This is a genomic window from Cellulomonas sp. NPDC089187, assembly GCF_040685135.1.
Taxonomy (GTDB): Bacteria; Actinomycetota; Actinomycetes; order Actinomycetales; family Cellulomonadaceae; genus Cellulomonas.
This window is the reverse complement of record NZ_JBFBHI010000002.1, coordinates 200364-211330: the sequence shown is the minus strand read 5'-3', so window position 1 is coordinate 211330 and position 10967 is coordinate 200364. Positions and strand designations below refer to the sequence as shown.

Here is a 10967-nt window from a genome sequence, read left to right as displayed (position 1 = left end):
GCTATCATCGCCCGATGGCGACCCCCACCCCCGGTCAGAGCCGACCGGCCCGCATGCCGCGCGATCTGCGTCGCGCCCAGGTGCTGCGGGTGGCCCAGGAACTCTTCACCGCCGAGGGCTTCCACCACGTATCGATGGACGACATCGCCGACCGGGCCGACGTGAGCAAACCGGTGCTGTACCGGCACTTCCCGTCCAAACTCGACCTCTACCTCACCGTGGTGGATGCCCGGGGCGCGGATCTGCTGTCCACAGTGGACGCGGCGATCGAGGAGGTGCCGGACGCCCGGGCCGCGATCACCGGCGTGGTCAGGGCGTACCTGGAGTTCGTGGACCGCACTGGTGAAGCGGCGGCGCTGTTGTTCGAGTCCGATGTGATGCACGACCCCGATGTCCGCGCCCGGGTCGAACGGGCCACCGATCTGGTCACCGAGCGGCTGGAGCAGGTGGTGGCCGCGGTGCCGGGTCTGGTGCCGTCCGGGATCGCCGGGGTCCTGGCCCCCTGTCTGGCAGCGATGGCCCAGCAGGCCGCCACCCGCCGGCTGCGCGGCACCGACCCCGCCCGCCCGGACGCCCAACACACCGCAGCGCTGATCACCCGACTGGCCTGGGGCGGTGTGCAGGACTTCCTCGGGTCGGCCGAGGGCGAACGCGGCACCGTCCGGAGCCCCACCGACCTAGGATGACCACAGCAGGCACCCTGGAGTGCAGCAGCCCCGAAGCGAGGAGACGACCAAGCGTGGACATCACGATCGGTGTGCAGAACCTGCCCCGCGAGCTGGTGATCGAGTCGGCGCAGAGCGCGGACGAGGTGGCCGCCGCCGTCGAGGCCGCCCTGGGCGGCAAGTCGACCCTGGAGCTGACCGACGCGCGCGGTCGCCGGGTCATCGTCCCCTCGGCCGCGATCGGCTACGTGGAGATCGGCACGGAGAGCAAGGGACCGGTCGGCTTCGGCGCGATCTGATCCGACGACGAGGGCCCGCCACCGGACGACCGGGTGGCGGGCCCTCGTGCCGTCCGCAGGTGGTTCAGGCGGTCAGGCCGAGACGGCTCATCCGGCGGGTGTGCTCCGCGGTGAGTTCGCCGAACAGCTTGGGGTCGCCGGTCGCGGGCTGGTCCACGACCGGCTCGGTGGTCGCCCCCTCGCGCCGACCGATCAACCGGGCCAGGCTCGGGTGTCCGGCCATCGCCTGCTGCACCACGCCCAGTGCCTCGCCGACCAACCGGCGGCCCCACAGCGCCAACCGGGACACCAGAACTTCGTCCTGCGCACCGGCAGTCTCCAACTCGGCCACCGCCAGCTCGGCGTGGGCGGCGTCGTCCAGCACCTCCAGCAGCAGCTCACGAGTCACGTCGTCGACCGCCCCGGCGGCGATCCGGCAGAAGTCGTCGGACACACCCTCGGCGACATAGGACCGCAGCAGGCGCTCCCACCACGTGCTGGGCTGAGTGCGATTGTCGAAGTCGTCCAGCAGTCGGGTGTACGCGCCGAGGCTGCGCTCCGGGTCACCGCCCAGCTGTGCCACCCGCCCCAACACCCGGTCACGGCGCTGCACCGCGGCGGCGGCCAATCGACTCAGCTCCAACTGCTGCGCGGTGGTCGGTGCCTCATGGGCGTCTTCGGCCAGCCGGCCGAAGGCCACATGCTGGAGGTGCGCGACCAGACCCAGCAGCTCGACAGTGTCCGCTGTGTCTGCGGCGGCCACGCCATCAGCGCCATCAGCACGTTCGACGGGCTCGGGACGGCCCTCAGAGGCGGCAGAAGTCATCCGTCGATGGTAGCCCGCCCCGGTATGCTCGCCTCAGCACAGGGGAAGTCCGCGACCTGGTGGTGGGGAGGCGCGTCCATCCGCCGTACCCCTGAGAGGTTCTCGTGCATGCGCTCTCCGCGTACTCGCGCTTATTCAAGCTGACCGGGCTGTTGTATGTCCTGATCGCGTTCCTCGGACGACTGCCGATGGCGATGGCCCAGGTCGGGACCCTGATGCTGGTGTTCCGGGCCACCGGCTCCAATGAGACGGGCGGTCTCGCCGCCGGCGGGCTGGCGATCGCCAACGCGGTGGGTGCCCCTATCGCCGGTGTGCTCTGCGACCGGCACGGGCAACGGATCGTCGTGCTCGTCCAATCGCTCGCCGGGACCGCCGGGCTGATCGCCCTGGTCCTCGCGGCGCACCAGGGTGCCCCGAATCCCGCGCTGATCGCTCTGTCCGCTGCGCTGGGTGCCGTGCTGCCCCAGGTGGGCCCGCTGGCCCGGGTGCGGTGGCGTCCGCTGGCCGCACGCTCCGGCGATCAGCGCCGGTTGGTCGATGCCGCGTTCTCCTACGAGGGTGCCGCCGACGAGGCGTCCTTCGCGCTGGGCCCGGCTCTGGTCGGCATCGCCGCGGTGCTGGTTTCCCCCGCCGGAGCGCTGATCACCGCCGCTGCCCTGCTGGCCGTGTTCGGCACCGCCTTCGCCCTGCACCCCACCGCCCGGTTGACCGGCCCGGCGGCCCACCCAGGCAACGCGGTCCCCGCCGAAGCGCCCAGTACCGCACACCCGCCGGTGGACGGGCGGTTCCTCACCATCGGCCTGATGGTGCTGATCCTGGCGCAGTGGTCGGTGGGCGTGCTCTTCGGTGCCACCCAGACCGGCACCAACGCCCTGGCGGACGCGGTGGGCAAGCCCGGGTTGACCGGCTTGGTGCACGCCATGCTCGGGGTCAGCTCCGCCATCGCCGGCTTCGCCACCGCCTTCATCCCGGCCCGGGTGACGCAGCAGCGCCGGATGCTCCTGGCGGCCCTGGCGATGGTGGCGCTGTCCTGGCCGCTGCTGCTGGTCGACTCACTCGGCCCCCTGACCGCAGCGGTGGCGGTGTTGGGCTTCGCCATCGCCCCGTTCATGATCTCGGTGTACTCGCAGGCCGAACGGGTGGTTCCCCCGGCCCGGAGCGCGGCGGCGATGACCCTGCTCGCCGGAGCCACCAGCATCGGCTACGCCAGCGGCGCCGGACTCGCCGGGGCGCTGGCCGACTCCTCCGGGCACACCGCCGCCTTCGGAGTGACGGTCGGGGCGACCGTGTTGGCGCTGCTGTTGGCGCTCAGTCGGCAACGCTCGGCCCGCCAGCGCTGAGACCCGTGCCAGAGCTGCGGGTGCTGATTCCCGGTGTTCGGCGGCGTGGTGCCGTAGGATGACGGCGTTCAGCGGTTGCCCGGTCGTCTCGAACGACGGCGCGCCGAGCCGCCCCACATGCACTCGTGCGGGGCCGCCGGCGGCACACCTGCACGATCGGCTACCGGACCAGACCGTGGCGATGCCCGTCGCAGCCCGGGACCCGGCGTTCGCGCCCCGCCCCGCGCGACGTGCGGCTCGCCACCCGCACGAGTGAAGAGTCGTCCGTGACCACCACCGACACCAGCGCACCTCTGCCCGAGGACGTCGCTATCGAGACCATCGACACCCCGCCCGCCTCCGTGCAGGCCGAGGACGTCACCTTCGCGGACTTCGACGTCCGCCCCGAGATCGTCGCCGCCCTGAGCGACGCCGGGATCACCACCCCGTTCCCGATCCAGGCAATGACCCTCCCGGTCGCGCTCGCCGGGCACGACATCATCGGCCAGGCCAAGACCGGCACCGGCAAGACCCTCGGCTTCGGCGTTCCGCTGCTGCACCGGGTGATCGCCCCCGGTGAGGACGGCTGGGACACCTTCCCCCGTCAGGGCAAGCCCCAGGCCCTGGTCATCGTCCCCACCCGCGAGCTCGCGGTGCAGGTGGCCGGCGACCTGGAGACCGCCTCGCGTCGCCGCAGCGTCCGGGTCGCCCTGCTCTACGGCGGACGAGCCTACGAGCCGCAGATCGAGATGCTGAACCGCGGCGTCGAGGTCGTGGTCGGCACCCCCGGCCGGATGATCGACCTGATGAACCAGGGCCACCTGGACCTGACCGCCGTGCGCTGCGTGGTGCTGGACGAGGCGGACGAGATGCTCGACCTCGGCTTCCTGCCCGATGTGGAGAAGTTGCTCGCCCGCACCCCCGCCTCCCGCCACACCATGCTGTTCTCGGCCACCATGCCGGGTGCCGTGGTCGCGATGGCCCGCCGCTACATGACCCAGCCCACCCACATCCGGGCCAACCAGCCCGACGATGAGGGCGCGACGGTCAAGAACATCAAGCAGGTGATCTACCGGGCGCACGCGCTGGACAAGGTTGAGATGCTGGCCCGCATCCTGCAGGCGAAGGACCGTGGCCTGACCATCGTGTTCGCCCGGACCAAGCGCACCGCCGCCAAGGTCGCCGACGAGCTGGTCGACCGCGGGTTCGCCGCCGGTGCGCTGCACGGCGACCTGGGTCAGGGTGCCCGCGAGCAGGCACTGCGCGCCTTCCGGAACGGCAAGGTCGACGTGCTGGTCGCCACCGACGTCGCCGCCCGTGGCATCGACGTGGACGACGTCACCCACGTGATCAACTACCAGTGCCCCGAGGACGAGAAGACCTACCTGCACCGCACCGGCCGCACCGGCCGCGCCGGGCACAAGGGCACAGCCGTCACCTTTGTCGACTGGGACGACGTGCCGCGCTGGTCGCTGATCGACAAGGCGCTGGGCCTGGGTGTGCCCGACCCCGTGGAGACCTACTCCTCCTCGGAGAACCTCTACACCGACCTGGACATCCCGGAGGGCACCACCGGTCGCCTGCCCCGCTCGCAGCGCACCCGCGCCGGACTCGACGCCGAGGTGATCGAGGACCTGGGTGAGACCGGCAAGCGGCACGCCAGCGGGCGCGGGAACTCCGGTCGCGGCGACCGTGGCGGATCGGACCGGGGCCGCGGCTCCGACCGTGGTGGCCGCGGCGGACGCGACGGTGAGAGCCGCGGCGGGCGTGACGGTGAGGGACGCGGCGAGCGCCCGGCGCGGCAGCGGAACCGGCGCTCCGGCGGCGAGTCCACCGGCGACGCCCCTGCCACCGAGGCCACCCGTACCGAGTCCCCGCGCGCCGAGTCTGTCGAGGGCGCGACCGAGGGTGGCGCACCGCGTCGTCGCCGCCGTCGTCGCCGCGGCGGATCGGGCTCCGGCGAGGCCGCCACGCCGACCGAGGGCTGAGCCACCACCGTCGTCCGAGGGCGGCCCTGTCCCAGCGGCAGGGCCGCCCTCGGCGTATCCCCCCCGCGCACTCTCTTGCCCGGCCCCGGGTCAGGCGTCCGGGGTCGGAGGCGGCGGTTGGGCCGCGAGCGCCCACCGGATCGTCCCGGTCAGCACCTGCCCCACCACCGGCGCGACGTATCGGTCCATGATCGGCCGGTCCGCGAGCCCCAGGGGTGCCCGGCAGGCCCGCGGCAGCATCCCGATCGCGGCCAGCACCAGCCCCCGGTACGGCAGCCGCGCCGCCACTGGCAGCGGAGGCTCGCGCAGCAGGAACCGTGCCGCGTCGCGGGCCTCGGCGCTCCCCCGCAGCTCGGGCACGAATCCGTCCAGCTGGGCCCGCAGCTCAGGCACGGACCCCGGTGGGTCCAGCACCCCGAGCTCCCGGGCGGTCCGCGCCGCCTGCGCCACGTACAGGTCACACCCGGCGGCGTCCAATGGCTCCGCACCGAACCGCTGGTGCGCGGTCAAGAACGCGTGCACCTCGGCCACGTGCACCCACCGCAGCAGATGCGGGTCCGAGGCGGCGTAGGGCTCGCCCTCTGCGGAGACCCCACTGATCCCGGCGTGGATCTCCCGCACCGCCCGCGTCGCCTGTACGGCGTGGTCCACGGTGCCGAAGGCGGTCACCGCCAGGAACGCGCTGGTCCGCTGCAACCGGCCCCACGGGTCGCCCCGATACCCGGAGTGCGCAGCCACCGCCGCCATCGCCCGCGGGTGCCAGGACTGCAACAGCAGCGCGGCCAGACCGCCGATGAACATCGACGCGTCGCCGTGCACCCGACGGATCGGCGCATCGGCGTCGAACCAGCGCTCACCGGGGGTGCCGTGGATGCGGTCGCGGATCCGGTGCCCGTGCGGACCGGCAACCCGGTCGAGCAGGGCGGTGGACAGCTGGGTGCGCAGGTTCACCCCGCGATGCTCACCCGCGCCGAGAGGATCGGCATCCGGTCGCGACGATCAGCCCTTCCGGCGGTCAACCTGCCGCGATGAACGCCCGCACCGCGTCCGCCACCAGCTGCACCGCTATGGCGGCCAGCAGCAGACCTGCGATCCGGGTGACCAGCGTGGTCCCGGAGTCGCCCAGCACCCGGTTGATCACCCCGGCGAACCGCATCGCCAGGAACAGACACACGTGCACCGCCACGATGCCGAGCCCGATCGAGACCCAGTCCGCCGCGGTGCCGTCACTCTGCTGGACGAACACCATGGTCGCGACGATCGCACCCGGCCCGGCCAGCAACGGTGTGCCCAGCGGCACCAGCGCCACGTTGACCTTGCTGTTGCCCGAGGGCTGCGGGTCCTCGGATTTGCCGGTCAGCAGCTCCATCGCCACCAGGAGCAGCAGCAGACCACCGGAGGCCTGGAGCGCGGGCAGCGAGATGTGCATGTAGGACAGCAGCCCCTGGCCGAAGACCGCGAACACCAGGATCACGCCGAAGGCCACCAGGATCGCCTGACGCGCAGCCTTGGACCGCTGCTGCTTGGTCATCGTCCCGGTCAGCGCCAGGAAGATCGGCACGGTACCCGGCGGGTCCATGATCACGAACAGGGTGATGAAGACCTCGCTGAACAGTCGCCAGTCGAGAACCCCGCTCATGCTCGCACCACCGGTGTGTGTCCCTCCGCCTCGATCTGCCCCAGGACCTCCGGAGCCGTCAGATTCTCCCCCAGAAGGTTCGGTTTTCCCGAACCGTGGTAATCGCTCGAACCGGTCATGGCCACGCCGAGGCGGTCTGCCAACGCCGTGAGCCGGGCGCGCTGAGTGGCGTCATGGTCCCGGTGGTCGACCTCCAGGGCAAACAGCCCGGCCTCGACCAGCTGCTCGATCACCCGGTCCGCCACCACGCGGCCCCGACCGTCCGCGCCGGGATGAGCGAAGACCGGCACTCCCCCGGCCGCTCGGATCGCCTGCACCACGTCCACCGCATCAGGGGCGTAGTACGGCACGTAGTACCGGCCGCGGGCGGACAGCAGGTCGTCGAACGCCGCGGTCCGATCCGGCACGATGCCCAGCACCACCAGGGCATCAGCGATGTGCGGACGACCGACCACGGTGCCGGGCTGCTGCACGGCGGCGACATCGGCCCAGCTGATCGGGTAGTCCTGCGCCAGCAGCTCGACGATGGCGCGGCCCCGATGCTGACGGGCCTCACGGGTGCGGGCAATCATCCCGGCCAGGACGGGGTGCTCCGGGTCCTGCAGGTAGCTGAGCAGGTGCACACTGACCCCGCCGACCAGCGCGGAGACCTCCGTACCCCGGACCAGCGCCACCCCGGTGCTCGGCACGGTGTCGACAGCCTCGGCCCAGCCCGCGGTGGTGTCATGGTCGGTCAGCGCCACCACGTTCAGCCCGGCGGCCGCCGCGGAGGCCATCAGCTGCGCGGGTGACTCGGTGCCGTCCGACACGGTGGAGTGGGTGTGGAGGTCGATGCGCACCCGCGCAGCCTAGTGAGGCGGTGCCACACTGATCTCATGAGTGACAGCAGCAGCTCCGAGCAGTCCCTGGTCGACCGCGGCTCCAACCGCAGCCAGCGCCCGCAGTCCGCGGCCTTCATCGACTGGGTCACCTCCGGGTGGGCCGAGCGCCCGGCCAGCACCGCCGCACGTGGGGCTGCCGCCGACTTCACCGCCGCACGCCGGGCCCGGCTGTCCGCGCAGTTCCCCGGGCAGCGCCTGGTCGTCCCGGCTGGGGCGTTCAAGGTCCGCTCGAATGACACCGACTACCGGTTCCGCCCGCACTCGGCGTTCGCGCACCTGACCGGGCTGGGCAGCGAGCAAGAGCCGGATGCGGTGCTGGTGCTGCACCCCGCCGCCGACGGTGAGGGCGACCTGCTCCCCGACGGCACCCGCTCCGGTCACCACGCGGTGCTGTACATGCGCCCGTTGGCCGCCCGGGACACCGAGGAGTTCTTTGCCGACGCCCGGTACGGCGAGTTCTGGGTCGGCGCGCGGCCGACGCTGGAGGACATGGAGACCGTCACCGGGATCACCACCGCGCACTCCAACGAACTGCGCGACGGTCTGGCCAAGGACGCCGGCCCGGACAGTGTGCAGATCCTGGTGGTGCCGGAGGTCGATGAGGCGGTCGAGGCCGTCGTCGAGGAGATCCGCACCGCCTCAGCCGAGGACCTGGACGCCCGCCTGGTCGAGGCACTGTCCGAACTGCGTCTGATCAAGGACGCACACGAGGTCGACGAGCTGCGCGCCGCGGTCGCCGCCACCGCCGCGGGGTTCGAGCAGATGGTCCGCCGCCTGCCCGAGGCCGTGGCGCACCGCCGTGGTGAGCGGGTCATCGAGGGCACCTTCCTGGCGAAGGCCCGCGAGGAGGGCAACTACGTCGGCTACGAGACCATCGCCGCCGCGGGGGCGCACGCCACCACCCTGCACTGGACCGACAACGACGGTCAGGTCCGCGAGGGCGAGCTGGTGCTGGTCGACGCCGGGGTCGAGATCGACTCGCTCTACACCGCCGACATCACGCGCACCCTGCCGGTGACCGGTCGGTTCACCGACGACCAGCGGAAGGTCTACCAGGCCGTGCTGGACGCCGCCGACGCCGCCTTCGCCGTGGCCGTGCCCGGCAACCGTTTCCGGGATGTGCACGCCGCCGCGATGGAGGTGATCGCCGCCCGGCTCGAAGAGTGGGGCATGCTGCCCGTCACCGCCGAGGAGTCGCTGTCCCCCGAGGGCCAGCAGCACCGCCGCTGGATGGTGCACGGCACCAGCCACCACCTCGGTCTGGACGTGCACGACTGCGCGCAAGCCCGCCGGGAGATGTACCTGGACGCGGTGATCGAGCCGGGGATGGTCTTCACCATCGAGCCCGGGCTGTACTTCCAGGCCGACGACCTGCGGGTGCCCGAGCAGCTGCGCGGCATCGGGGTGCGGATCGAGGACGACGTGCTGATCACCGCGGACGGGAACGAGAACCTGTCGGCGGCGCTGCCGCGGACGCCGGATGAGGTCGAGCAGTGGATGGCGACGCTGCTGGCTGAGTAGGTCCCCCGACGGCGGGGTTCGGCACACTCTCTGCGGAGCCGGTCGCACTCAAACCGGAGTGCCCCGCCCCTCGCCGTGGTGTGGCACGGCTGACGATCATGGGGCCCTCCCATCACCGACACGAGGATCCCCATGATCGTCCGCCACGCCCTGCGCAAGACCGACAGCAGCACCGACCGCTTCTGGTGGATCGCGTACGAGGGCACCGACGTGGCGACCTTCTACGGTCGCGCCGGGACCACGGGCAAGGCGCTCGTCCGCCGGTTCGCCTCCGAGGCGGACTGCCAGACACAGGCCGAGCGGGATCTGCACGCCAAGCTGAAGAAGGGTTACGTCGAGCTCCCCGAGGCGGACGCCAGTGCGACCTTCGATGAGCACCGCTACCTCGACAGCGAGTTCGGGCTGCACCGACTGACCTCGCACCCGCGATTCGTCGAGGCATTCGACGACGCGCGGTACTACGACCCGAACGAGGAGGAGGCGCCCGTCGGCAACGACGCCGGCCATGACGCGTTGACCTCGCTCCAGGAGGAGACCAGGGGCGCCCGCGCGGCGATGGACTTCCGGTCGTTCCCCGAACGACTCGTGCGCGACCGCTGGGGGATGACCTTCGTCGCCCCCGCCGAGCTCAACCTTCGGGAGGCGCAGGCACTGGTGTCCCGTCCGCGCGACGGATCGCCCCGCGATCGGGACTACTACCAAACCGATCAGGTCGTCGTGGCCACGGCTGTGGGTCAGGCCAAGATCACCGGGCGAATCGATCCGGAGCTGCGGGCCTCGGCGGTGGTCGCCCTGGGTCGATTGATCGTGATGAACGAGGCCTGGTCGGGGCAGAGCTACCCCGGTGACGGGTTCCTGCACACCATGGCCGACGACCTACGACGCTTCGCCTGAGCGGGGAGGCCCGCTCAGCTATCAGCGCTGTTGCGGGTCCTCCGGGGACTCCGGCGGCGGGGCGTACTGGCCGTACCGAGGCTGCGGGCGCTCCCCCGGGTCGACAGGTGTGGTGTCGGCGGCCGGCTGGCTCGGTGCCCCCTGCGGGTCAGCGGTCGGCACCGGCGCGAACTGCGGCTGCCCAGCCGGAGCGGGTGCGGCGTACTGGCCGTACCGGGGCTCAGCGGGACGCGGCTGTGCCGGGCCGGGCTGGGGCGCAGCGGCGGGTGCACCGGGCTGACCGTAGGCCGTGCGCGGGTCCGACGGCGGCACACCGACGGGCGCGGCCGGAGCGGCGGGGGCAGTGGGTCCGACCCGCACGGCCCCCACCTCGCGCAGCAGGTTGCGCGCCTCGTGCGCCTTCTCCACCGCGCACAGCACCGCGTACTGACTGGCGACGATCTGGCTCTGCGAGGTGAAGTCGCGCTTGCCGCCGGTGATCGCGTAGCTGACCACACCGAACAGCAGCCCGAAGCCACCACCGACGAACATCGCCACCAGCAGGATGCCGAGCGAGTTGGAGGTCAGCATGAACAGCAGCCCGATGAACAGGCCGAACCACACGCCGGAGAGGAATCCGGACAGGGCCACCCGGGGGTAGCTGAGCCGCCCGGTGACCCGCTCGACCATCTTGAGGTCGGTGCCGACGATGGTGACCAGCTGGACCGGGAACTGGCGGTCGGACAGATGGTCCACCGCCCGCTGAGCCTCCAAGTAGGTGCCGTAGGACGCGACCGTCTCACCCTGGGGCAGGGTCGGGGTCTGGGGAACGCGAGGACCACCGGGGAACGACATATCCCCATCCTTGCTCACCAGGGGTGACGCCGCCAGAGAGCACGGCCATTCACCAGGTGACTCATGGTGGTTCTTCAGGGTTCTCCCAGATCAGCGCGCGGCGGGCGGGGTCGACGTCCTTT

The 10967-nt window shown here is 71.9% G+C and carries 11 protein-coding genes; 6 read left to right on the top strand and 5 right to left on the bottom strand.

The genetic code is table 11. The features are described 5' to 3' along the window. Positions 1 to 14 precede the first annotated feature (14 nt). Complete coding sequence (locus tag AB0N78_RS05265; protein ID WP_363386629.1) at positions 15 to 686, top strand: TetR/AcrR family transcriptional regulator; 672 nt, start codon at positions 15 to 17, stop codon at positions 684 to 686. A 53-nt stretch (positions 687 to 739) separates the two neighbouring features. After that, on the top strand, positions 740 to 964 hold the full coding sequence (locus AB0N78_RS05260) for a DUF3107 domain-containing protein (RefSeq protein ID WP_363386627.1): 225 nt from the start codon (positions 740 to 742) through the stop codon (positions 962 to 964). Positions 965 to 1028: 64 nt separating this feature from the next. Here the strand turns inward: AB0N78_RS05260 and AB0N78_RS05255 are convergent, their stop codons facing one another. Next, complete coding sequence (locus AB0N78_RS05255; RefSeq protein ID WP_363386625.1) at positions 1029 to 1769, bottom strand: ferritin-like fold-containing protein; 741 nt, start codon at positions 1767 to 1769, stop codon at positions 1029 to 1031. Between the two features lie 104 nt (positions 1770 to 1873). Here AB0N78_RS05255 and AB0N78_RS05250 point away from each other — a divergent pair, with 104 nt between their 5' ends. After that, complete coding sequence (locus tag AB0N78_RS05250) at positions 1874 to 3109, top strand: MFS transporter (protein WP_363386623.1); 1236 nt, start codon at positions 1874 to 1876, stop codon at positions 3107 to 3109. A gap of 311 nt (positions 3110 to 3420) precedes the next feature. Beyond that, on the top strand, positions 3421 to 5076 hold the full coding sequence (locus AB0N78_RS05245; RefSeq protein WP_363388206.1) for a DEAD/DEAH box helicase: 1656 nt from the start codon (positions 3421 to 3423) through the stop codon (positions 5074 to 5076). A 90-nt stretch (positions 5077 to 5166) separates the two neighbouring features. Here AB0N78_RS05245 and AB0N78_RS05240 read toward each other — a convergent pair whose 3' ends face one another. The 3 genes from AB0N78_RS05240 to AB0N78_RS05230 all read right to left on the bottom strand — a co-directional run bounded on the left by AB0N78_RS05240 (position 5167) and on the right by AB0N78_RS05230 (position 7554). After that, entirely contained in the window at positions 5167 to 6027 is an 861-nt protein-coding gene (locus tag AB0N78_RS05240; protein WP_363386621.1) for an oxygenase MpaB family protein, read from the bottom strand. Positions 6028 to 6091: 64 nt separating this feature from the next. Then, entirely contained in the window at positions 6092 to 6715 is a 624-nt protein-coding gene (locus tag AB0N78_RS05235) for a MarC family protein (protein WP_363386619.1), read from the bottom strand. Continuing rightward, on the bottom strand, positions 6712 to 7554 hold the full coding sequence (locus AB0N78_RS05230) for a PHP domain-containing protein (RefSeq protein ID WP_363386617.1): 843 nt from the start codon (positions 7552 to 7554) through the stop codon (positions 6712 to 6714). Before AB0N78_RS05230 ends, AB0N78_RS05235 begins: the two co-directional genes overlap by 4 nt. Before the next feature lie 36 nt (positions 7555 to 7590). On the opposite strand from AB0N78_RS05230, the gene AB0N78_RS05225 reads away from it, so the two are divergent. Both AB0N78_RS05225 and AB0N78_RS05220 read left to right on the top strand, forming a co-directional pair. Further along, positions 7591 to 9117, top strand: coding sequence for an aminopeptidase P family protein (locus tag AB0N78_RS05225; protein WP_363386615.1), 1527 nt, complete (start codon positions 7591 to 7593; stop codon positions 9115 to 9117). Positions 9118 to 9249: 132 nt separating this feature from the next. Beyond that, the gene (locus AB0N78_RS05220; protein WP_363386613.1) at positions 9250 to 10011 is read left to right on the top strand and encodes a WGR domain-containing protein; all 762 of its coding nucleotides are present in this window, start codon (positions 9250 to 9252) and stop codon (positions 10009 to 10011) included. A 21-nt stretch (positions 10012 to 10032) separates the two neighbouring features. Here the strand turns inward: AB0N78_RS05220 and AB0N78_RS05215 are convergent, their stop codons facing one another. Next, positions 10033 to 10845, bottom strand: coding sequence for a general stress protein (locus AB0N78_RS05215; RefSeq protein WP_363386611.1), 813 nt, complete (start codon positions 10843 to 10845; stop codon positions 10033 to 10035). Positions 10846 to 10967 lie beyond the last annotated feature (122 nt).

What these genes read in the sequence shown, in the direction of transcription:
- AB0N78_RS05265 (WP_363386629.1), top strand. Translation starts at nt 15, where the DNA reads ATGGCGACCCCCACCCCCGGTCAGAGCCGACCGGCCCGCATGCCGCGC.
- AB0N78_RS05255 (WP_363386625.1), bottom strand. Translation starts at nt 1,769, where the DNA reads ATGACTTCTGCCGCCTCTGAGGGCCGTCCCGAGCCCGTCGAACGTGCT.
- AB0N78_RS05235 (WP_363386619.1), bottom strand. Translation starts at nt 6,715, where the DNA reads ATGAGCGGGGTTCTCGACTGGCGACTGTTCAGCGAGGTCTTCATCACC.
- AB0N78_RS05225 (WP_363386615.1), top strand. Translation starts at nt 7,591, where the DNA reads ATGAGTGACAGCAGCAGCTCCGAGCAGTCCCTGGTCGACCGCGGCTCC.
- AB0N78_RS05220 (WP_363386613.1), top strand. Translation starts at nt 9,250, where the DNA reads ATGATCGTCCGCCACGCCCTGCGCAAGACCGACAGCAGCACCGACCGC.
- AB0N78_RS05215 (WP_363386611.1), bottom strand. Translation starts at nt 10,845, where the DNA reads ATGTCGTTCCCCGGTGGTCCTCGCGTTCCCCAGACCCCGACCCTGCCC.